The sequence below is a fragment of the Deinococcus sp. JMULE3 genome, from assembly GCF_013337115.1.
Classification (GTDB): Bacteria; Deinococcota; Deinococci; order Deinococcales; family Deinococcaceae; genus Deinococcus.
Window position 1 is genome coordinate 671,915 of record NZ_SGWE01000004.1, and the last position, 20,474, is coordinate 692,388.

General features: G+C 70.3%; 20 protein-coding genes and 1 tRNA gene. 13 read left to right on the forward strand and 8 right to left on the reverse strand.

Annotated elements, in window-relative coordinates; translation table 11 throughout:
* Positions 1 to 110: 110 nt before the first annotated feature.
* Complete coding sequence (locus EXW95_RS06060; protein ID WP_174366704.1) at positions 111 to 911, forward strand: group III truncated hemoglobin; 801 nt, start codon at positions 111 to 113, stop codon at positions 909 to 911.
* Here the strand turns inward: EXW95_RS06060 and EXW95_RS06065 are convergent.
* The 4 genes from EXW95_RS06065 to EXW95_RS06080 all read right to left on the reverse strand — a co-directional run bounded on the left by EXW95_RS06065 (position 899) and on the right by EXW95_RS06080 (position 4,085).
* Complete coding sequence (locus tag EXW95_RS06065) at positions 899 to 2,209, reverse strand: LysM peptidoglycan-binding domain-containing protein (protein ID WP_174366705.1); 1,311 nt, start codon at positions 2,207 to 2,209, stop codon at positions 899 to 901. The genes EXW95_RS06060 and EXW95_RS06065 overlap by 13 nt on opposite strands.
* Before the next feature lie 213 nt (positions 2,210 to 2,422).
* Positions 2,423 to 2,905 (reverse strand): hypothetical protein, encoded by a 483-nt coding sequence (locus EXW95_RS06070; RefSeq protein WP_174366706.1) that lies wholly within the window; start codon positions 2,903 to 2,905, stop codon positions 2,423 to 2,425.
* A gap of 54 nt (positions 2,906 to 2,959) precedes the next feature.
* Positions 2,960 to 3,820, reverse strand: a complete 861-nt coding sequence (locus EXW95_RS06075) for a hypothetical protein (RefSeq protein ID WP_174366707.1) — start codon at positions 3,818 to 3,820, stop codon at positions 2,960 to 2,962.
* A 13-nt stretch (positions 3,821 to 3,833) separates the two neighbouring features.
* Positions 3,834 to 4,085 (reverse strand): PqqD family protein, encoded by a 252-nt coding sequence (locus EXW95_RS06080; RefSeq protein ID WP_174366708.1) that lies wholly within the window; start codon positions 4,083 to 4,085, stop codon positions 3,834 to 3,836.
* A 150-nt stretch (positions 4,086 to 4,235) separates the two neighbouring features.
* Here EXW95_RS06080 and EXW95_RS06085 point away from each other — a divergent pair, with 150 nt between their 5' ends.
* Together EXW95_RS06085 and EXW95_RS06090 are read left to right on the forward strand one after the other, a co-directional pair.
* A complete protein-coding gene (locus EXW95_RS06085) occupies positions 4,236 to 4,403 on the forward strand; it encodes a hypothetical protein (protein ID WP_174366709.1) in 168 nt (55 codons plus the stop codon).
* Positions 4,393 to 8,397 (forward strand): ExeM/NucH family extracellular endonuclease, encoded by a 4,005-nt coding sequence (locus EXW95_RS06090; RefSeq protein ID WP_174366710.1) that lies wholly within the window; start codon positions 4,393 to 4,395, stop codon positions 8,395 to 8,397. Before EXW95_RS06085 ends, EXW95_RS06090 begins: the two co-directional genes overlap by 11 nt.
* A gap of 46 nt (positions 8,398 to 8,443) precedes the next feature.
* Here EXW95_RS06090 and EXW95_RS06095 read toward each other — a convergent pair whose 3' ends face one another.
* Positions 8,444 to 9,439 carry a nucleotidyltransferase domain-containing protein gene (locus EXW95_RS06095; protein ID WP_174366711.1) on the reverse strand — a complete coding sequence of 332 codons (996 nt, stop codon included), beginning with the start codon at positions 9,437 to 9,439 and terminating at the stop codon, positions 8,444 to 8,446.
* Positions 9,440 to 9,501: 62 nt separating this feature from the next.
* On the opposite strand from EXW95_RS06095, the gene EXW95_RS06100 reads away from it, so the two are divergent.
* The 3 genes from EXW95_RS06100 to EXW95_RS06110 are packed head-to-tail and all read left to right on the forward strand — an operon-like array spanning position 9,502 to position 12,541.
* Positions 9,502 to 10,785, forward strand: a complete 1,284-nt coding sequence (locus tag EXW95_RS06100) for a S1C family serine protease (protein ID WP_174366712.1) — start codon at positions 9,502 to 9,504, stop codon at positions 10,783 to 10,785.
* Positions 10,782 to 11,906 (forward strand): CCA tRNA nucleotidyltransferase, encoded by a 1,125-nt coding sequence (locus EXW95_RS06105; RefSeq protein WP_371809940.1) that lies wholly within the window; start codon positions 10,782 to 10,784, stop codon positions 11,904 to 11,906. The genes EXW95_RS06100 and EXW95_RS06105 overlap by 4 nt, the downstream gene beginning before the upstream one ends.
* 11 nt (positions 11,907 to 11,917) lie before the next feature.
* Complete coding sequence (locus tag EXW95_RS06110; protein ID WP_174366713.1) at positions 11,918 to 12,541, forward strand: site-2 protease family protein; 624 nt, start codon at positions 11,918 to 11,920, stop codon at positions 12,539 to 12,541.
* Positions 12,542 to 12,743: 202 nt separating this feature from the next.
* Here EXW95_RS06110 and EXW95_RS06115 read toward each other — a convergent pair whose 3' ends face one another.
* Positions 12,744 to 13,388, reverse strand: coding sequence for a hemolysin III family protein (locus EXW95_RS06115; RefSeq protein WP_174366714.1), 645 nt, complete (start codon positions 13,386 to 13,388; stop codon positions 12,744 to 12,746).
* 91 nt (positions 13,389 to 13,479) lie between these two features.
* Positions 13,480 to 14,976, reverse strand: a complete 1,497-nt coding sequence (guaB, locus tag EXW95_RS06120; protein WP_174366715.1) for an IMP dehydrogenase — start codon at positions 14,974 to 14,976, stop codon at positions 13,480 to 13,482.
* Between the two features lie 125 nt (positions 14,977 to 15,101).
* Between guaB and EXW95_RS06125 the strand changes: the two genes are divergently transcribed.
* Positions 15,102 to 15,177: transfer RNA gene (locus EXW95_RS06125), tRNA-Ala, on the forward strand.
* 196 nt (positions 15,178 to 15,373) lie between these two features.
* On the opposite strand, the gene EXW95_RS06130 is transcribed toward EXW95_RS06125, so the two are convergent.
* Positions 15,374 to 15,808 (reverse strand): hypothetical protein, encoded by a 435-nt coding sequence (locus EXW95_RS06130; protein ID WP_174366716.1) that lies wholly within the window; start codon positions 15,806 to 15,808, stop codon positions 15,374 to 15,376.
* A gap of 31 nt (positions 15,809 to 15,839) precedes the next feature.
* On the opposite strand from EXW95_RS06130, the gene EXW95_RS06135 reads away from it, so the two are divergent.
* The 6 genes from EXW95_RS06135 (at position 15,840) to EXW95_RS06160 (ending at position 20,469) form a co-directional block, all read left to right on the forward strand.
* Positions 15,840 to 16,895 (forward strand): GTP-binding protein, encoded by a 1,056-nt coding sequence (locus EXW95_RS06135; protein WP_174366717.1) that lies wholly within the window; start codon positions 15,840 to 15,842, stop codon positions 16,893 to 16,895.
* 67 nt (positions 16,896 to 16,962) lie between these two features.
* Positions 16,963 to 17,208, forward strand: coding sequence for a 50S ribosomal protein L28 (gene rpmB / locus EXW95_RS06140; protein ID WP_110830972.1), 246 nt, complete (start codon positions 16,963 to 16,965; stop codon positions 17,206 to 17,208).
* On the forward strand, positions 17,205 to 18,134 hold the full coding sequence (locus tag EXW95_RS06145; RefSeq protein ID WP_371809941.1) for a metal ABC transporter solute-binding protein, Zn/Mn family: 930 nt from the start codon (positions 17,205 to 17,207) through the stop codon (positions 18,132 to 18,134). The genes rpmB and EXW95_RS06145 overlap by 4 nt, the downstream gene beginning before the upstream one ends.
* Before the next feature lie 177 nt (positions 18,135 to 18,311).
* Positions 18,312 to 19,034 carry a metal ABC transporter ATP-binding protein gene (locus EXW95_RS06150; protein WP_174366718.1) on the forward strand — a complete coding sequence of 241 codons (723 nt, stop codon included), beginning with the start codon at positions 18,312 to 18,314 and terminating at the stop codon, positions 19,032 to 19,034.
* 76 nt (positions 19,035 to 19,110) lie between these two features.
* Positions 19,111 to 19,920, forward strand: coding sequence for a metal ABC transporter permease (locus EXW95_RS06155; protein ID WP_174366719.1), 810 nt, complete (start codon positions 19,111 to 19,113; stop codon positions 19,918 to 19,920).
* Between the two features lie 267 nt (positions 19,921 to 20,187).
* On the forward strand, positions 20,188 to 20,469 hold the full coding sequence (locus EXW95_RS06160) for a hypothetical protein (RefSeq protein ID WP_174366720.1): 282 nt from the start codon (positions 20,188 to 20,190) through the stop codon (positions 20,467 to 20,469).
* Positions 20,470 to 20,474: the final 5 nt, after the last annotated feature.

The following is a 20,474-nucleotide window of genomic DNA, read 5'->3' on the forward strand; positions in this document are numbered from 1 at the left end:
GCGGCCGGGTCTGCGCTGGGGTGTGCGGGGCGGGGGCGGGGGCACTCATCAGCCCGTCAGTGTACGCCGCGCCCCCCGCCCCCAACCGTGAGACGGGTATCCTGCCCGCGATGCTCCTGACGTCCTCTCCCCTGCCCGGCTGGCCGGACGCCCGCCCACTGGGCAGCGTGCGCATTCAGGCGGCGGCGGGGCTGCTCCTGCCGCACGACGGTGGCCCGGTGGCCGACCTGCGGGATCAGCCGGAGCGCTGGGCGCTGCTGACGGGCGTGGCGGCGGCGCTGCGACGGGGCGTGCCGGTGCTGGGCTGGGGCAGCGGGGCGGCGTTGCTGGGCCGCGCACTGGGCGCCGCGATTCATAGATCAGAGGGGGGCCTGGAGTGGGCGGCCCTGCCGCGCGGCGCCGTGACCCACGACTGGGTGGGCGAGGTGCCGCGCCACTGGACGCACGGGCGCGCGGTGGCCTGGGCGGACCCGGAGCTGCCGGATGAGGTTCGGCTGGCCTTCCTGGCGGCGCTGCCCGGCTGGGCGGACCGCACGCCCGGCTCCCCGCTGGAGGAGGTGGGGGGCGTGCCCGCACTGGCGGCAGTCGTGACCGAGTTCTACGCCCGCGCGCGCCGGGACCCGCTGCTGGGGCCGGTGTTCGCGGCGCACGTTCAGGACTGGCCCGCGCACCTGGGGCGCGTCACGGCGTTCTGGGTGACGCTGCTGGGCGGCGCCGCGGACCTCGCCCCGTGGCGGGGGAACCTGAACGCAGCTCACGCGGGGCTGGGCGTGCGGGGCGAGCACCTGCGGGCGTGGCTGACGCTGTGGGAGGCGACGGCGCGTGACCTCCTGCCCGCACCGGCCGCCGACCTGCTGACGGCCAGGGCGCGGGCGATGGGGGCGCGGCTGGGTGGCCGTCAGCGGGCGTAGCGGCGCCCGGTGTAGTTCGTGAACACCCCGATGCCGTAACTGACGCGCCGCACGCTGTCCAGCACGGCGCGGCCGTTCCAGGCGATTCCGGCGCTGCTGCCCCCGTCGAGCAGCAGGGCGTCGCGCACGCCCAGGCGCAGCAGCAGCTTGCCCATCTCGGTGGTGGTGAGTTTCGCGTGCGTGCTGACGAGGACGAGGTCGCGGTTGCTGACCAGCCCCACGGCGCTGCGCGCGGCGCGGCCGAACAGGGCCGGATCGCGGAACGCGGTGCTGTAGCGCGTGACGACCTGCCCGCCGCTGAGGATGCGCGGCCCGGTGGCGATCACGGTTTCCATGCCGGTCCAGGTGGTGTCCAGCGGGCGGCCCAGCAGCGCCGTGGCGCTGGGACGGATCGCGGCGCGGTTGTCGGGCGTGATGGCGAGGGCCTGCGGGATGCGCCCCCAGGTGAGCAGCCGCCCCTGCATGACGATGTCCCCGGCGGGCGCGAAGGACTGCGGGTGGAAGTAACTGCCGTTCACGAGCACGCGCGCGCCGCTGCGCCGGGCGAGTTCCCCGACCCGCGCGCCGGAATTGAACACCAGCGCCCGCCCTGGCAGCACCGGGGCGACCAGCGTGCTGCGCCAGCGCAGGTCCACGTTCGCGATCTGCATGGGCACGTTCAGAGGCGTCAGGCGTTTGAAGGTCACGGGGTCACGCTGCGGTTTCGGTGGGATCGGGACGGGCACCCGGGACGGCACGAGCAGTTTCTTGCCGGGCACGATGTGCTTGAAGCTGCCCAGGCCGTTCAGGCGGCGCAGGTCGTCCACGCTCAGGCGGTAGCGGGCGGCCAGGGCCTGCGGGGTGTCCTTCACGCCGACGCGCACGTAGCGGTACACCACGCGGACCTCGGTGGTGGGGGCGGGGCGTGCGGCCGTGCGGGGCGGGATCTTCAGGACCTGCCCGACCGCGAGCGCCGTGCCCTTCAGGCTGTTCCCGGCCTGCAGCGCGCGGACGCTCACGCCGTAGCGCGCGCCGATGGCACTCAGGGTGTCGCCCTTCTTCACGGTGTACCGGCCCTGCCCCGACGCGCTGGCGGGCGCCGGGGTGGACGCGGCGGCCCCGACGAGGCGCAGCACCTGACCGACGCGGATCACGTCACTTTTCAGGCCGTTGATGCGGCGGATCTCCGCGACGCTGACCCCGGTACGGGTCGCGATACGGAACAGCGTGTCCCCGGACTTCACCTGCACGCTGGCCGGAACCGCGTACGCCGCCGGAGCCAGACCGGACAGCAGGAGAAGGAGGATCGTTCGCCGCATGAGGTCACACCTGATCACAGTTGCCCCCCGTGGTCATGAACTGAACCTGACGTGACGTTCATGCCCGCCACACGCGCCGGAACGACCGCAGCCCCCTCGTCCTCCCGCGCCGCAGCACGCGGGGTTCCGACCGTCACGCTGACGCGGGGTGCCCTTCATGAACCGGTCAGGTGGGTGACTGCGGGCCGGGCACCCAGCCTCAGGGACCGGGGTTCAGGTGCCGGGCGTACTGCCGGGCAGCACCGCGACCCGCCCGATCATGAACGCGCAGCCGTACATGAAGAGCGTCACCAGCGGCAGGAACCGCAGGCCGACGCGGCGCGCCACCAGCCGATCACCCATGAGCACCTCGATCAGATACAAACTCCCGAGGACGAACGCCACGTACATCCAGTGTTCCCCGTTCCGGCTGGGATCGACCGGGTAGCCGTAGCGGCTCAGGCCCTTGCCCACATCGGTGGCACTGGCGACCTTCTCGCCGTTCAGCGCCAGCAGCAAGCCCGTCACCGCCGGAAGCAGGAACGCGGCCCAGGTGACGCGCAGCCACACCTTGAACGAGGGACTGACCGCACCCTTGATGGCAGGCGCGAGACTCCAGACGAACAGCACGAGACAGGCGGCCACCAGCGGCGTGGACAGCAGAATGCCGAGTGGCGTGTCGAACCGCAGATCATGAAGGCGACGGATGAACTCCATACGAGCAGCGTAGAGCATTCCCGCCGGAACCCCAGCCGGATCGTGCGAGCCGGGTCAGTGCAGCAGGGCGCGGACGTCCGCCTCGACGGTGTCACGCGTCGTGCGGCCCCAGGGCACGCTTCGCAGCAGCGTCTGCACGCCGTGCGTGGCGGCCCCCCGACCGGCGGTCGTCAGCGGCACGCCGGTCAGTTCCCAGGCGTGCCGGACGCGGTCCGGGCCGCTGAGCGCGCCACCCTCGCCCAGGAGCAGCACGCCGCGCAGCGTGACTGCCGGTCGGGGCTGCAGGGGCAGCATGATCTTGCCGCGCGGGTCGCGGGGAGCGGTGCGGGCCAGGGGCAGCAGGTCCGGCGCGAAGCGTTCGAGGCTGTCCGTATAGGCGCGCAGCGTGCGGTCCATGCCGAGTGCGTGCCCGTCCGGTTGGTACCACGCGCGGTCCTCGGCGTGGACGGTCAGCCCGGCGGCGCGCAGTCGCAGGCAGGCGGTGCTCTTGCCCGCGCCGCTGGGACCGCCGATCAGGACCGCGTGGGTGGGCGTGCCGATCAGCGCGGCGTGCAGTGGGAGCCACCCGGCGGCGCGGTGCAGTTCGGTCAGGGCCAGCGCCCAGACGTCCCGCGCACCTCCGTCACCGCCTGCCCCGTCGGGCACGGTCACCTGCGCGCCGCCGGGCGTGACGTGCAGGTGCAGGTCCCCCGCGATCCACACCTGCTCGGGGGTGCAGCGCAGGGTCACCGTCCGGTCGGGCAGCTGGACCTGCTGCTCGGGAAGGTCGGGCGCGGCGGGCTGTGGACCGGTCCGGATCTGGACGGGCCACGTCGCGGGGCGCGGGCCGTGAAAGGCCCAGTCGAACCGCAGGACGTCCGCCTGGGCGCCGGGCAGGTCGCCGCTCAGGTGCAGGTCGAGGCTGGAGAGGTTCATCGGTGGAGGCGCTTCAGGCGCGGCGGATCAGGGCGCGGCGCTGCATGTCGGCCAGCCACGCGGCGAGGTCGGCGCGGGCCTGGATCGCGTCGAGTCCGTACGTGCGGCGCAGCAGTTCTTCCAGGGTGGCGTCGGTGGCGGGCAGGGCCTGCCAGAGGACGCGGCCGCTACCGTTGAGGCTGTACATCTCGGCGCTAGCAGGGTCCATCAGGATCAGTTCGTCGTCGAGATCCGTGACCAGCAGGTCGGCTGACGGGGTCCACATAAATGAAGGGTAGCGGTTCTATAGATGACCGGGCGTAGTACTTCCACAGTTACGCTTGACACATCCAGATTTTGCACTCACACCCGATATTGATTAACGAATCATTCACAATACTCACCCCCAGACGGGTGGGTTCCACAGGAGTCGAACGTGAACGCCAGCCCCACCCTGCCCGCGCCCACGCCTCAGCACGAGGCCCCCCTCCCCTACACGCCACCCACCGTCACCCCGGTCGGCCAGTGGCAGGCCGTCACGCTGATCGGCTCCGCCGGCTTCAACGCACTGCCCGGCATGCCCGGAGGCAGCAGTGAGTACTAAACGCCTGCTGCTCGCCGGACTGCTCGCCCTGACCGCCTGCGGCACCAGCACCCCCACCACCGGCACCCCGGTCAGCGCCCCGGTCAAGGCGGCCCGCAGCCTCGGCCTGTACGAACTCCAGGTCAGCGCCCTGACCGGCACGGCCGCCCAGGCCACCGTGCAGCGCCTCGGCGCGCCCATCAGCGCCCAGGCCGGCGACATCACCGCCCAGCTGGCCTTCCAGCGCGTCAACATGTCCAACCTGGTCGACAACGTCAACCGGGTCGTGCACATGACCGCCACCTTCCGCGTCACCAACAACACCGGCGGCGACCTGACCCTCCCCACCTTCGTGCCCGTGGACACCGCGGGTACCCTCGCCACCGACGGCAGCACCCCCTTCCGCAACGTCCGCACCCGCACCGGCCAGACCGTCACGGCCACCGGCATGCAGATCGAACAGTCCCGCCAGCTGTCCGGCGGCGTCATCCAGACCGACCCGAACGCCACCCCCATCACCTCCGGACTGGACACCGGCAGCATCACGCTGAGCGTCCCCACCGGCACCACCGTGCCCGGCATCGCCCACCAGGGCTGGCAGACCCAGCCGCTGGCCGCCGGGGCGTCCCAGCTCGTGACCTTCGCCGCCAGCGTGCCCCTGCAGGGCAGCGACATCAGCGACAGCGACCCCTTCGCGTTCAGCATGATCTTCGCCGCCACCGACAACCCCACCCCGCTGGCCCTGACGAACATCGCCAGCGTGCAGGGCGCCACCCCCAGCGGCGACGCCGCCAGCCCCCTGAGCACCCAGAGCGTCACGGTCGAGGGCGTCGTCACCGCCGCGTTCAACGCGTCCCTGCAGGGCTTCTTCATGCAGGAAGAAGGCATCGACGCCGACAGCGACGCCACCACCAGCGACGGCGTGTTCGTGTACTGCGGGACGGCCGGGTGCCCCACCGTGAACGTCGGGGACCGCGTGCGTGTGACCGGCACCCCCACCGAGTTCAACAACGCCACCCAGATCGGCACGACCGCCGCCAGCGTCATCACGCTCGCCAGCGGCGTGCCCCTCCCCGACGCGCAGAGCCTCACGCTGCCCCTGGACGTCACGGCCCGCGAACGCTTCGAGGGCATGCGTGTCAGCGTGAGCGGCACCGTCACGAACAACTTCCCGCTGGGCCGCTTCGGCAGCTTCGACATCGCCGACGCCCGCGTGACGAACTTCACGCAGCTGAACGCCCCCGACATCGCGGGCAACGCCGCGTACCAAGCAGAATTCAAGAACCGCTACATCCGCATCGACGACGGCAGCCGCCAGCAGAACCCCGACCCGGAAATCTTCGCGCGCGGCGGCCAGAACCTCAGCGCCGCGAACACCCTGCGCGGCGGCGACACCGTGACCGCCACCGGCGTCCTCACCTGGAGCAACGACAGCGGCACCCTGACCAACGGCGGCAGCCTCTACACCTACCGCGTCCTGACCGGTCAGAGCGACGTGCAGGTCACCGCCAGCAACCCCCGCCTGAGCGCCCCGGAAGCCGTGGGCGGCACCCTGCGGGTCGGCGCCATGAACGTCCTGAACTACTTCACGTCCCTCGTCACGAGCAACACGGGCTGCACGCCCAACGGCGTGGGCGGCAGCGCAGCCCGCGGCGCGAACAACTGCGACGAGTTCCTGCGGCAGCAGGACAAGATCGTGGCGGCCATCAGCGGCCTGAATGCCGACGTACTGAACCTGATGGAAATCCAGAACGACTTCGACAAGGGTAGCAGCAGCTCCGTGGCGTGGCTCGTGCAGAAACTGAACGAGAAGCTCGGGGCCGGGACGTACGCCTACGTCAACCCCGGCGCGAAGGTCGGCACGGACGCCATCAGCCTCGCCATGATCTACAAGCCCGCCGCCGTCACGCCCGTCGGGAACCTCGCGATCCTGACCAACGCCTTCGACGCGAACTACGCCGACACCTGCAACCGCCCCACCTGGGCGCAGACCTTCCAGAGCAACGCCAACGGCGGCCGCTTCACCGCCGTGGCCATGCACCTCAAGAGCAAGGGCAGCTCCTGCGCCGCCACCGGAGACGCCGACATCGGCGACGGCCAGGGCAACGGGTACAAGGCCCGCCGCAACGCCGCGACCGCCATCGCCAACTGGCTGGCCACCAACCCCACCGGCGTCGACGAAAGCGACCGCCTCCTGATGGGCGACTACAACGCCTACGCGGGCGAGGAACCCCTGAGCATCCTCGCAAATGCCGGGTACGCCAACCTGTTCGACCGGAACGTGTACTCCTACCAGTTCGACGGGCAGTGGGGCAGCCTCGACCAGGCGGTCGGCAGCGCCAGCCTCGCCGCGCAGGTCACCGGGAAGACCAAGTGGCATATCAACAGCGACGAACCCACCGTGCTTGACTACAACACGGAATTCAAGAGCGCCGCACAGCTGACGGGCTTCTACGCCCCGGACGCGTTCCGCAGCAGCGACCACGACCCCCTGCTGATCGGCCTGAACCTGACCGCCGACGCGCCCCTGCCAGTCACCGTCACCCAGACGCCTGACACGGCCACGCAGACCGTCACCGTGGGCGGCGCGAGCGTCACGCAGAGCTTCAAGTCCACCCTCACCAACGCCACCGGCCCCCTGAACGTCACGGTCACGCCCGTCGGCGGCGCACCCAGCATCGTCAGCGCGCCCAGCACGGCCACCAGCGGCGCGCCCTTCACCGTGACCGTCCAGGCCCCTGCGGGCACCCCCACCGGCACGTACGAGTATACCGTCACCACCGAGAACGGCGGCGTCAGTGACAGCAGCACCCTGACCGTCACCGTGAACCCCGCCCCGGTCACCACCGTCACCCTGACGCCCAGCGCGGCCAGCCAGACCGTCACCGTGAACGGCGCGGCGGTCACCCAGAGCTACACGGCGTCCGGCACCAACCTGACCGGCGACCTGACCGTCACCGTCACGCCCGTCGGCAGCGCCCCGGCCATCGTCAGCGCGCCCGCCACCGCCACCGACGGCACGCCCTTCACCGTCACCGTGCAGGCCCCCACCGGCACCGCCAGCGGTACCTACACCTACACGGTGACCGCCGCGAACAGCGGCCAGAGCAGCAGCAGCACCCTGACCGTCACCGTGAACCCCGCCCCCAGCATCACCCTGAGCGGCACGAACAAGAGCGTCACGGTGGGCGCTGGCACCACGACCCCCGTCACCGTGACGCGCACGAACTTCACGGACACCGTCATCCTGAGCGTGGACAGCGTGACCGGCGCGGGCACCGCCCCCACCGTCACGGTCAACACCCAGCCCGGCACCGGCACGGGCGGCACCCTGAACATCGACGCGACCGGCGCCACCACCGGCACGTACACCGTCACCGTGCGCGGCACCGGCGCAGGCATCAGCGACGCCACCACCACCCTCACCGTGACCGTCGCGCCCGTGCCCGCCCCCGTGAATCACATCGTGATCAGCCAGGCACACGGCGGGGGCGGCAACACCGGCGCCACTTACAAGAATGACTTCATTGAGCTGTTCAACCCCACGAGCAGTGCCCTGAGCCTGAACGGTCTGTTCCTCCAGTTCACCAGCGCCAACAGTGCGTTCACCAATACGCCTCTGGCTCTCCCGAATGTTTCCCTTGCGGCCGGTCAGTACTACCTCGTGCAATGCGCAGCCGGAACCAGCACCACGGCAGCGCCTCTGCCAACGCCCGACCTGACCTCCTGCACCTTCGCAATGGGCGCCGGCTCCTTCAAGGTGGCCTTGACCAATACCAACGTGGCGATCGGCTCGACCGCTGGCAACGTGACTGGCGGGAACATCGTCGACTTCCTGGGGGCTGCGAGCAACCAGTTCGAAGGCTCGGCAGCTCCGGCGCCCAGCAACACCCTCAGCCTGCAGCGCGCCGCGAACGGATGCACGGATACTGATCAGAACAGCACCGACTTCGCAACTGGCGCACCCAATCCCAGGAGCATGGCCACCGCAGTGAACATCTGCGCTGCGCCCTGATCCTCAACCTCCCAGCCTTCTCGCCGCCCCTCCGGGGGCGGTTTTCTCATTCCAGGCTGGTCAGCCAGGGGTGCCCTGGGCTCGTCAGGGTCAGGGCGCCGCGCAGCCAGGCGCGGGCTTCGACGGTCAGGGTGGGCTGCACGCGCTGGAAGTCGGCCTCGTCCTTGCCGCGTGGATCGCGTCCGGCGGTGCTCGCCTTGAACAGCAGCACAGCTTCGGGCGTGAGGTACGGCAGGCCTTCGGGGCTGACCTTGCGGGCGTGGTCCAGCGGAAGGGTGATGCGGGGGTCGCGGCGGTAGTGCCAGGTGCCGCTGCTCAGGTCGGTCAGGAGAATGTCGAGCATCAGGACGCCGCTCAGGTCGGGGTGGCGGGCGTGAATCTGGTGGTGGGGCAGGTCGAGGGGCGCCGCGTAGGGCTGGTACGCGCCGTCCACGGGGGTGTCGAGCCGCCAGCCGCGCAGGAGGTCGGTCAACTGGGGCTGGGCGTCTCTGGGCACGATCACGTCGAGGTCGTCGTGGGGTCGCGCGGTGTGGCCCAGGTGCAGGTCGAGGGCGTACCCGGCGGCGATCATCCACGGGGCGTCCAGCGGGGCAAGCAGGCGGGCGACGTGCCGGGCAGGAGTCAGGCCGACGGTGCGGGCGTGGTGGCTCAGCGCGGCGGGGTGCAGGGTGGCGTCGGCGTGCGCGCGGCCTCCCTCGTGGTACGCGGCTCGGTAGGTGTGGGCGGCGCCTGGGTCGTGCAGGGCGGCCTGTTCGGCGCGCCAGCCGCTGCCGTGGTCGGGGAGGATCAGGCGCCAGCCGCCGGGGTGCGTCCAGTGGTGCCCGCTTCCGCTGTACCCGAGGCGGCGCAGGGTGGCCTGCTGGTCGTCGGTGGGGGTCTCGGGCAGCAGGTCCAGGTGCAGTTCGGGCGGTTCGAGGTCGGTCAGGGTGGGGACGCTGCCGGGTCCGCCGGGCTGCACGTGGAAGACGCCGTCGGGGCGCTTGCGGTCCAGGAAGTCGCCCAGGTGCGTGCGGAGGTCGTGGATGGCCGCGTCGAGGTCCATGCATGAAGCACACCACAGGTGCGGCCCATCCGGCATGCGCCTCCTGGCGGATAATGCCTCTCATGAAGGGTAAGGGTGTGGGGGTGCTGCTGGTGCTGGTGGGTCTGGGGCTGGGCGCGACGGTGCTGCGGGATGGGGTGCCGCTGGGCGCGGCGCAGCAGGGGGCGGCCCCGGCGCAGGCGACCGCGCCGCTGGACGAGCCGGGTGCGCACCTTCAGAACGAGCAGAACACGATCGACGTGGTCAGCCGCTTTGAGCCGGGGCTGGTGTTCATCAGTACCGAGGAGGTCGTGCCGCAGGACCCGTTCGCGATGATGTTCGGTGGCGGGCAGGAGGAGGTGCAGCGCGGCGTGGGCAGCGGGTTCTTCGTGAACGACGCGGGGGACATCCTGACGAACTACCACGTGGTGGCGGGCGAGGGGTCGGGCGGCGCGGCGGCGAAGATCACCGTGCGCGTGATGGGTCAGGAGGCCAGCGTGCCCGCCGAGGTGGTGGGCCTCGCGCCGCAGTACGATCTGGCGCTGATCCGCGCGCCGGGCCTGAAGAAGGACCTGATCCGCCCGATTCCGCTGGGGGACAGCGCCTCGCTGAAGGTGGGGCAGAAGGCGATCGCGATGGGCGCGCCGTTCGGGCTGGATTTCAGTGTCACGGAGGGCATCGTGAGTAGCACCGCCCGGCAGATCCCGATCGGGTTCGGCGGGGTCAGCGGGCAGGGCATCACGCAGAAGGCCATTCAGACGGACGCGGCGATCAACCCGGGCAACAGCGGGGGGCCGCTGCTGGACAGCGGTGGGCGGGTGATCGGCATCAACACGCAGATCTACTCCCCGGCGGGTCAGGGGGGCGGCGTGGGCCAGAGTGCCGGGGTTGGTTTCGCCATTCCGATCGACACGGCAAGGAACCTCCTGCCCAGGCTGCAGGCGGCGCAGGGGGGCGAGGTGAACGCGCCGGACATCGGCATCCGGGGTGGGCTGGCGGTGCAGAGTCGCCAGGGTCTGCTGCCGGTGGGCCTGAGTGTGCTGTCCAGTGCCGGGAAGCGGCAGCTGGGCCTGCCGGATCAGGGACTGGTGGTGGGGCAGGTCCTGCCGGGCACCCCGGCGGCCCGGGCGGGACTGCGGGCGGGCACCGAGCGGCAGCAGTTCCGGGGGGGGTTGATCCTGCTGGGCGGGGACGTGATCACCCGCGCGGACGGCGAACCGGTGGACGCGCTGGAGGACCTGCAGGCGGCGCTGATCGACAAGAAGGAGGGGGACACCGTGACGCTGACGGTGGTTCGGGGCGAGGCGACGCGTGAGGTACAACTGACGCTGGACGCTTCGTCGTTCACGGTCCGCACCGGGCAGTGATCCACTCCTCCGGGGTGGCGCAGGCCGCGTGGGAACACCTGCGCGCCGATGACCGCGCGTGGCTGCTGGCCCTGGCTGCGCGGGCGGGCGCGGGAGGCGTGGCGCTGGTGGGCGGCGCGGTGCGGGACGCGCTGCTGGGCGAGACGCCCCAGGACCTGGACGTGGTCATCCCGGAGGCCGACGTGGAGGCTCTGGCCGCCGCGACGGGCCTGCCGTTCGTGTTCCACCCGGCGTTCGGGAACGCCACGGTGACCCTCCCGGATGGCCGGGCGGTCGATCTGGTGCGGGCGCGGCGGGAGTCGTACCCGGTGCCGGGCGGGAACCCCGTGCCGCTGCCGGGCACACTGGCGGATGACCTGCGACGGCGGGATTTCGCGTTGAACGCGCTGGCGCTGCACCTCTCCCCCACCGGGGCGCGGACGCTGCTGGACGAGGTGGGGGGCCTGGACGACCTGCGCGCGCGGGTGCTGCGGCCCCTGCACGCCGGGTCGTTCCACGAGGATGCCAGTCGGCTGGTGCGGGGCGCGCGGCTGGCGGCGCGGCTGGACCTGCGCGCCCACCCGGACCTGCTGGCCCAGGTGCCGGACGCGCTGGCGGTGGCGGACCGGACGCCGCGCCTGTGGGCGGAAGTGCGTCTGCTGCTGCACGAGCCCAGGCCGGGCCGCGCGGCGGGCGTGCTGCGCGACTGGGGTGCCGGGGCGCTGCTGCCGGACACGGCGCTGCTGGACGCCCTGGACGCCCGCCGCGACGCGAGCGCAGACGTGCCGTTCACGGCGTACGCGGCAGCGCTGCTGCACGCCGCCCCCGACCCCGGTGTGCTCGCGGGGCGCCTGAGCCTGGGCGACCGCCCCGCCGCGCTGCTGCACCGCGCGCTGTCCGACACGCCGTTCCCCGACGGCACCCCGGAACGCGAGTTGCGCGCCCTGCTGCGCCCGGACGCGTACCCGCCGCTGACCGGGCGGGACGTGCTCGCGCTGGGCGTGCCGCCGGGCCGGGGCGTGGGCGAGGCGCTGGGTCACCTCGCCGCGCTGCGCCGCGCCGGGCAGGTCCGCAGCCCCGACGACGAGCGCGCGGCGCTGAAGGCATTCCTGACGACGAAAGGCCCGCACGTCAGCCTCTAGAATGCCGGGGTATGGGTCTCATCTCTCTGCTGTCCAGCGATCCGCTGGCGTTCCTGATCGTGGCGGCCGCGCTGCTGCTGTCGCTGGCCTTTCACGAGTTCGCGCACGCCTGGACCGCCGACCGGCTGGGCGATCCCACTCCGCGCCGTTTCGGGCGGGTGACGCTGAATCCCATCAATCACCTTGACCCGATCGGGTCGCTGCTGCTGCTGTTCGCGCCGTTCGGGTTCGCGCGGCCCGTGCCGATCAACCCGAACAACCTGGGCCGCTGGGGCACCCTCTGGACGGCGGCGGCGGGCCCGCTGAGCAACCTGCTGATCGCGCTGGTGTGCGTGGGCATCATCGCGGTCGTGCCGCGCGAGACGCTGCTGGCGGGCGGCACGCTGTCCACCTTCCTGTTCACGGTCCTCAGCGTGAACCTGGGCTTGGCGATCTTCAACCTGCTGCCCATTCCGCTGCTGGACGGCAGCCGCATCGTGGGTGGGCTGGTGCCGTCGCTGGGGCGCAGTCTCGCGCAGTTCGAGGCGCAGCCGTTCAGCTTCGTGATCGTCATGGTGTTCATCTTCCTGTTCAGCGACCAGCTGGGCCAGCTGATCGCCACGATCCGCAACGGACTGCTGAGCGTCGTGCTGTAATAAGGACTCCGGTTGAAAGGTTTGCAAAAACTTTCAACCCGAGCGGAGCGAGTAGGAGACAAACGGGTTCCGGGCGTGGAGTTGGCAGATCGGTGATTTTCCGATCTGTTAACGAAACAAACGGAATCCGTATAACCCCGCCGGACACGGGGCGGGCCGGAGGGTGCACTGTCACCTCCGGCCCGCTTCCTGCTGTCCCGCCTCAGCCCAGGTGGAACATCATGGCGACGTGCGCGCCAGTCCCGGCGAGGACGAACAGGTGCCAGATCTCGTGGAAGCCGAACACGCCGGGGCGCGGATTCCAGCGTTTCGTGCCGTAGATGACAGCCCCGATGGAGTACAGCACGCCGCCCGCCGCCAGCCAGAACAGCGCGCCGGGGCTGAGGGTGTAGATGAACTTGGGCATGAACAGCAGGGCCAGCCAGCCCATCCCGAGGTACAGCGCGGTGCTGATCCAGCGTGGCAGGCGCATGGTGACGAGTTTCAGGACGATCCCGCTCAGGGCGATGCCCCACACCAGCCACAGCACGGCGTCGCGCCACACGCCGTCCAGGCCGTAGTACGCCACCGGGGTGTAACTGCCCGCGATGAGCAGAAAGATGCCCGCGTGGTCGAGTTTGCGCAGCCACAGCAGCCCGCGTTCCGTGGGGCGGAAGGAGTGGTAGCTGGCGCTGGCGGCGTACAGGGCGACCATGCTGACGCTGAACACCACGAACGGCCACAGGGTCAGCCCGCGGGAGTGCGCCCACGTCAGCAGCGGCCCCAGCACGATCAGCGCGGCGAGCGCGCCGCCCCAGTGGGTCAGGGCGTTCACGGGTTCGCGGGGGGCGGTGAGCAGGCGCTTCATACCGTCCACCTTACGCCCCGGACATGATGACAGTCTGTCAGCTGGGACGGAGTGCAAGTGCGCCCCGCCCCAGCCCGGTCACCGATTCGCCTTACCGTCCGCCGTAGTTGGGCGCTTCCTTGGTGATGGTCACGCCGTGCGGGTGGCTTTCCACCAGGCTGGCGCCGGTGATGCGCACGAACTGCGCCGTGTCGCGCAGCGTCTGCAGGTCGGGCGCGCCGCAGTAGCCCATGGAGGAACGCAGGCCGCCCACGAACTGGTAGATGACCTCTCCGGCGGTGCCCTTGTACGCGACGATGCCCTCGATGCCTTCGGGCACGAACTTGCGGCTGCCGCTCTGGAAGTAGCGGTCGGCGCTGCCCTGGTCCATGGCGCCCAGGCTGCCCATGCCGCGGTAGCTCTTGTAGCGTCGGCCGTCGCGCAGGATGCTCTCGCCGGGAGCCTCGTCGGTCCCGGCGAGCATGCTGCCCATCATGACGACGCTCGCGCCCGCCGCGATGGCCTTGGGCACGTCTCCGGTCTGCTTGATGCCGCCGTCCGCGATGATGGGAATCCCGGCTTCCAGCGCGGCGCTGCTGGCCTCGAAGATCGCGGTGATCTGGGGGACGCCCACGCCGGTCACGACTCGGGTGGTGCAGATGCTGCCCGGCCCGATGCCGACCTTCACGGCGTCCGCCCCGGCGAGGATCAGGTCGCGTGCCCCGGCGCGGGTGGCGACGTTCCCGGCGATGACGTCCACGTCGAAGGTCTCCTTGACGCGGCTCAGGGCGTTCAGGATGCCCTGGCTGTGCCCGTGCGCGCTGTCCAGCACGAGGACGTCCACGCCGGCCTGCACCAGGGCGCCCGCGCGGTCCATCAGGTCGGCGCCCACGCCGATCGCGGCGGCGACCCGCAGGCGGCCCATGCTGTCCTTGGCGGCGCGGGGGTACTTGACGCGCTTGGTGAGGTCCTTGATGGTGATCAGGCCGCGCAGCGCCTCGCCCTCGACGACCAGCAGTTTCTCGATGCGGTGGCGTTTGAAGATCTCCTGCGCTTCCTCCAGCGTGGTGCCCACCGGGACGGTCACGAGGTTCTGGCTGGTCATGACGTCCCGGACGGGGGTGCTCAGGTCGTCCACGAAGCGCATGTCGCGGTTGGTGATGATGCCCAGCAGTTTGCCCTGCGGGTCGGTGATGGGCACGCCGCTGATGCGGTACTCGCCCATCATGCGGTCGGCCTCGCCGACGGTGGCGTGCGGCGGGAGGGTGATCGGGTCGACGATCATGCCGCTCTCGCTGCGCTTGACCTTGCGGACCATCTCGGCCTGCGCGTCGATGGGCATGTTCTTGTGGATCACGCCGATGCCGCCCTCGCGGGCCATGGCGACCGCCATGTTCGTCTCGGTGACGGTGTCCATCGCGGCGGACACGAACGGGATGTTCAGGCGGACTCGGCGGGTGAGCTGCGCGCCCAGGTCCACCTCGTGCGGCAGCACCTGCGAGTGGCGGGGCTGCAGCAGCACGTCGTCGAAGGTGATGCCGTCCTGGCCGAACTTGTAGCTGAAACGGTCCTGCGTGTCTGCGGGGGCGGGCGTGGCGGGCGCACTCATGTTGGCGAGTGTAAGCCTTCACGCCGGGCCGCAAGGTGACCGTGTCCATGCCACCTGACCGCCCGCGCCCGCCCCGGCCCCCTTGCACGCCTGTCGGGTGCGTGCTACATTCCCTCTCGCCTCATGGGGTCGTAGCTCAGCTGGGAGAGCGCGTCGTTCGCAATGACGAGGTCAGGGGTTCGATCCCCCTCGACTCCACCACGAAGAAGTCCACCGGAAACGGTGGGCTTTTTGCTGTGCCGCGCCGCTGCCGGAGGGTCACGGTCGGCGGCGTGGGCGCGGCGTGCAGGAAGAGTCGCAGCCCGTGATCGTCGCCGCATGCAGAGGGCTTGAGGGTCTCCCCGGTGCCTCTGCAGCGAGTGAAGCGAGCAGCTGAAAACCGACCTGAATGCCCCGGTCAGTCCCGGATGAGTCGGGACGCGCAGGAGAGGTACGCGCGCCAGGGCTCCAGCGCGCCCATCACCGGGCGGGGTGGGCGGTGCAGGGTCACGAGGCCCTCGCGGTAGGTGGGGCCGTGGCGGGCGGCGATCCAGGTTTCGTGGGCGTGCAGCGCGGCGCGCAGGTGCAGGCGGCCCTCGGTGGCGGGCACGGTGCGGCCACCGCGCGTGAAGGTCTGGGTGCGGCGGTTGAAGTGCAGCAACTCGCCGGGCAGCAGCAGGGTCAGTCCGGCGGAGTGCAGGCTGAGGCCGTCCAGGGTGTAGCGGCTGCTGCCGTGCGGGGTGGGGGTCTTGCAGAAGCCGCGCAGGGTCAGGTCGCCCTGGCGGGCGTCGAGGCCCAGGAACCAGAACTGGGCGGTCAGCGGGCAGCGTCTAAGGGTGTGGAACCTTGCCATATTATTGATAATAGAATATCGTTATCAGGCTATGTTCACTCCTGAGTCACTTTCCGTTCCCATCACCGTCCTGTGCGGCTTTCTCGGCGCCGGGAAGACCACCCTCCTGAACCACCTGCTGACGCAGACGAACGGTCAACGCGTCGCCGTGATCGTGAACGAATTCGGCGCCGTGAACATCGACGCCAGCCTCGTCGTGAAGACCGACGAGCAGACCATCGAACTCAGCAACGGCTGCATCTGCTGCACGCTGCGCGGCGACCTGCTGCACGCCGTGAACGACCTGCTGGCCACGCGCGACCTGGACGCCATCCTGATCGAATCGACCGGCATCGGCGAACCCCTGCCCATCGCGCAGAGCTTCTGCCTGACGCCCGAAGAACTGGAGATCGAACCCGAGGAAGGCCAGCCCGCCATCCCCGACCTGCTGGGCCGCGTGCACGTGGACGCCATGATCACCGTCGTGGACAGCGCCCAGTTCTTCCCGCTCTGGAACCGCCAGGACACCATCCCCGGCGACGACTTCGAACGCGGCTTCGGGGAACTGCTGGCCGAACAGCTGGAATTCGCGGACATCGTCGTGCTGAACAAACTCGACCTGGCCGCGCCCGACGACGTGCGGCAACTGCGCGACCTGATCCGCATCACCAACCCCCGCGCCCGCGTGCTGGAAGCCACGCGCGGCGTTCTGCCCGCCGAGGCACTCCTGAACACTGGCCTGTTCGACTTCGACCACTCCAGCCAGCTCGACGCCTGGATGGCCGAACTGGAAAAAGAGCACACCCCGGAATCCGAGACCTACGGCCTGGGCACCCACATCTTCCGCAGTGAGCAGCCCTTCGACCCCGACATGCTGAACGAGGCGCTGACGCTGGGCCTGCCGCGCAACGTGATCCGCAGCAAAGGCTGGGTGAATCTGGGCAATGGCGTGGCGACCCTCTGGAACCACACCGGGCGGCAACTGGCGCTGGAGACGGCGGGCGAGTGGCTGAGCCCGGACGAGGCCTTCAGCGAACTGGTGTTCATCGGGCACGACCTCGACCCGGACGCGCTGGATCAACTGCTGAACCGCGCGTTGCGCGCCTGACCGCACCTGCGGAACGTGCGCCGGTGAACCTTCCCCCCACCCCCAATTGTGATAAGGAGAAATCAATATGAGTCGTGAATGCTACCTGACCGGCAAGAAGAACCTCGTGGTGAACAGCGTCACCCGGCGCGGCAAGGCCCGCGCACAGGGCGGCGTGGGCCGCAAGGTCACCGGCGTGACCAGACGCGTGCAGCGCGCCAACCTCCACAAGCGTGCCATCCGCGAGGGCGGCGTCACGAAGACCGTCTGGCTCAGCGCGAACGCCCTGCGCACCCTCAGCCGCGGCCCGTACCAGGGCATCGAACTGCTGTGACGCGCCCCCACCTCCTCCTGCCCGCGCTGCTGCTCGCCGCGTGCGCCGCACCCACGGCGCAGGCCGCGCCCCTGCAGGTCAGCGCGACCACCACGATCATCGCGGACTTCGTGAAGGCCGTCGGCGGCACCCGCGTCAGCGTGAACGTCATCGTGCCGCCCGGCGGGGACACCCACACCTTCCAGCCCAGCACCGGCGCGATCCGCGAACTCGCCCGCAGCCGCACCCTGTTCGCGAACGGCGCGGGCCTGGAACCCTGGCTGCCCAAACTGAAGGCCAGCGCGCCCAAAGTGCCCGTGCAGGAACTCACGGCGGGCCTGAAACTCCATGCCGCCGATGAAGGCGAGGACCACGCGGACGCCGGGCACGACGCGCACGACGACCATGGTGCGCTCGACCCGCACGCGTGGTGGGACGCCACCCTGGCCGCCGGGTACGTGAAGAACACCCAGGCGGCCCTGACCCGCCTCGACCCCGCCGGGAAGGCCACGTACGCGAAGAACGCCGCCGCGCACCTGAAAGCCATCAGCGCCGCCGACGCCTACGCGAAGAAACAGTTCGCCACGGTCCCCGCCGCGCAGCGCGTCCTCGTGACCAACCACGACAGCCTCCACTACCTCGCCGAGCGGTACGGGCTGCGCCTGATCGGCGCCGTCATTCCGGGCCTGAGCACCGAACGGGAACCCAGCGCCCGCGAACTCGCCACCCTGACCCAGACCATGAAGAAGGCCGGGGCGAAGGTCATCTTCACGGAGAACACCGTGAACGCCCGCCTCGCCCAGACGCTCGCCCGCGAAACCGGCGCCCGCATCGCCCCCGCGCTGTACACCGACGCCCTGGGACCCAAAGGCAGCGGCGGCGAGACGTACCTCAAGGCGTTCCGGACGAACGTGGACATCATGGTGAAAGCGCTGAAAACGCGCTGAGGCAGGAGGGAGTGGGTTGTGGGTCGTAGGAAGTGGGTTGTGGGGATGGTCTGCCTGAGGCGATAACGTTCCGGGCAGGCCGGGTCGGATAGACCGAACCCGCTCGCTCCCACTGCCCACAACCCATTTTTGATTCTGCGCTCGCAACATCACCGCGTGGGGAGGTATGCTGGTCTGATGCTGGGCGTCGAGAACCTGACAGTCAAATACGGCCCGCAGACGGCCCTGGAGAACGCCAGCGTCCGCTTCGAGGCTGGAACGTTCAGCGCGATCATCGGCCCGAACGGCGCGGGCAAGAGCACCCTCCTGAAGACCCTGGTGGGCCTGCTGCCCGACCACGCGGACGCCGTGCGCTTCGACCCCGGCCACAGCGCCCGCTCGTGCATCAGTTACGTGCCGCAGCAGCAGACGCTCGACTGGGCCTTTCCCGTGACCGTGTGGGACGCCGCCATGATGGGCCGCACCGGCCGCCTGGGCTGGCTGCGCTGGCCCGGCCGCAAGGACCGGCAGATCGTGGAGGACGCCCTGAAGGAAACCGGCGTGTACGACCTGCGCGGCCGGCACATCGGGGCGCTGTCCGGCGGGCAGCGGCAGCGGGTGCTGCTGGCCCGCATGCTGGCCCGCCAGGGGCACCTGCTGCTGCTGGACGAACCCCTGACCGGCGTGGACGCCGCCACCCAGGAAACCCTGATGGCCCTCCTGCGAAGGCAGGCTGACAAGGGCCGCGCCGTCGTGATGGTCACGCACGACCTCGAACAGGCGCGGCGCTGGTGCGACCACCTCGTGCTCGTGAACCGCCGCGTGATCGCCGACGGCACGCCCGAACAGGTGTACACCACGCAGAACATCGAGGCGACGTTCAGCACCAGCTTCCTGGGCCACACGCACGCCGAGGCGTGAGGTCGACGGGCGATGGTTGAAAGATGATGGATGACACACCCGGCCTGACCACCTTCCCGCACCTCCGAGGCTTCCCTTGCACCTGCTGACCGACCCCCTGCAATTCGACTTCTTCACCCGCGCGCTGCTCGCCGTGGTGCTCGTCAGCGTCCTGTGCGCCCTCGTCGGCGCGTGGGTCGTGCTGCGCGGCCTGAGTTACATCGGGGACGCCATGAGCCACGCCGTGTTCCCCGGCATCGTCGGCGCGTTCCTCATGAAAGGCAACCTGCTCGTCGGCGCGCTCATCGCCGCCGTCCTCACCGCGCTCGGCATCGGCGCCATCGGGCGGCGCAGCGGCCTGAAACAGGACAGCGCCATCGGCATCGTGTTCGTCGGCATGTTCGCGCTGGGTATCGTCATGCTGTCGCGCGCCCCGACCTTCACCACCGACCTCAGCAACTTCCTGATCGGCAACCCCCTCGGCGTCACGCCCGCCGACCTGTGGGGCGCACTGGCCGTCACCGTCGTCGTCGGCGGCATCCTGACCGCCATCCAGAAGGAACTCCTGCTCGCCTCCTTCGACCCGACCGAGGCGCGCGCCGTCGGCCTCCCCGTGCGCCGCCTGGAGAGCCTGCTGCTGATCCTGATCGGCCTCGTCGTCGTGCTGACCGTGCAGCTGGTCGGGACGACCCTCAGCGTCAGCCTGCTCATCACGTCCAGCGCCGCCGCGCGCCTCCTGGCCCGCAGCCTCAAGAAGATGATGCTCCTCGCCGCCGCGCTCGGCACCGTCGGCGGCGTGACGGGCCTGTACCTCAGCTACTACCAGGACACCGCCCCCGGCGCGACCATCGTCCTCGTGAACACCGCCATCTTCCTGGCGGCGCTGGCGCTGCGCAGGCGGGAGTGAGGGCAGGTATGGCTGCACCTGAGGCGCTGACGACCCTCAACGTGCGCGAGCAGTGGCAGGCCGCCTTCTCGCACCTGCAACCCGCCTACGATCAGCTGGCCGCAGACGAAGTGTTCAGCGAAAACGGTATTCCCGGCCTGTATTTTCTGGCTGAAATGCTGTTCGCGCACTACATCGAACTGCTTCTCCGACTCCCTATCTCTCGTGGCAGAAACGCGGCTCTGCATGCGGCGTTCGCCTTCGTGGATCGCCTGCTGACCTCACCGGATGTACAGCGTCATTGGCCTGGGCCAGATCGGGATCATGGAAGGACGGGAGCCCTGGTGGTACCAGCGAGCGCTCCCCTTCGGCAGCCCGATCTTGAACACGCACGCCCGCCGAGTTGGCGACCTGGGCTGGGAAGCGGCGACCGAGGCTCCATCACCACTGCCCGTTCCTCCCGTGGATTACCACGACCTGTTCGGCATCCGGGAGTGTATCGTGCAACTCCTGCACGCTGAGGGGATCACTCTGGCTGACCTGCCCGACCCGTCCGACCGGACGTCCTGAGCCGA

Excerpts from the sequence above, each read along its gene's own strand:
- EXW95_RS06060 (WP_174366704.1), top strand. The coding sequence starts at position 111 with ATGCTCCTGACGTCCTCTCCCCTGCCCGGCTGGCCGGACGCCCGCCCA.
- EXW95_RS06065 (WP_174366705.1), bottom strand. The coding sequence starts at position 2,209 with ATGCGGCGAACGATCCTCCTTCTCCTGCTGTCCGGTCTGGCTCCGGCG.
- EXW95_RS06070 (WP_174366706.1), bottom strand. The coding sequence starts at position 2,905 with ATGGAGTTCATCCGTCGCCTTCATGATCTGCGGTTCGACACGCCACTC.
- EXW95_RS06075 (WP_174366707.1), bottom strand. The coding sequence starts at position 3,820 with ATGAACCTCTCCAGCCTCGACCTGCACCTGAGCGGCGACCTGCCCGGC.
- EXW95_RS06080 (WP_174366708.1), bottom strand. The coding sequence starts at position 4,085 with ATGTGGACCCCGTCAGCCGACCTGCTGGTCACGGATCTCGACGACGAA.
- EXW95_RS06095 (WP_174366711.1), bottom strand. The coding sequence starts at position 9,439 with ATGGACCTCGACGCGGCCATCCACGACCTCCGCACGCACCTGGGCGAC.
- EXW95_RS06100 (WP_174366712.1), top strand. The coding sequence starts at position 9,502 with ATGAAGGGTAAGGGTGTGGGGGTGCTGCTGGTGCTGGTGGGTCTGGGG.
- EXW95_RS06110 (WP_174366713.1), top strand. The coding sequence starts at position 11,918 with ATGGGTCTCATCTCTCTGCTGTCCAGCGATCCGCTGGCGTTCCTGATC.
- EXW95_RS06115 (WP_174366714.1), bottom strand. The coding sequence starts at position 13,388 with ATGAAGCGCCTGCTCACCGCCCCCCGCGAACCCGTGAACGCCCTGACC.
- guaB (WP_174366715.1), bottom strand. The coding sequence starts at position 14,976 with ATGAGTGCGCCCGCCACGCCCGCCCCCGCAGACACGCAGGACCGTTTC.
- EXW95_RS06130 (WP_174366716.1), bottom strand. The coding sequence starts at position 15,808 with ATGGCAAGGTTCCACACCCTTAGACGCTGCCCGCTGACCGCCCAGTTC.
- EXW95_RS06135 (WP_174366717.1), top strand. The coding sequence starts at position 15,840 with ATGTTCACTCCTGAGTCACTTTCCGTTCCCATCACCGTCCTGTGCGGC.
- rpmB (WP_110830972.1), top strand. The coding sequence starts at position 16,963 with ATGAGTCGTGAATGCTACCTGACCGGCAAGAAGAACCTCGTGGTGAAC.
- EXW95_RS06150 (WP_174366718.1), top strand. The coding sequence starts at position 18,312 with ATGCTGGGCGTCGAGAACCTGACAGTCAAATACGGCCCGCAGACGGCC.
- EXW95_RS06160 (WP_174366720.1), top strand. The coding sequence starts at position 20,188 with ATGTACAGCGTCATTGGCCTGGGCCAGATCGGGATCATGGAAGGACGG.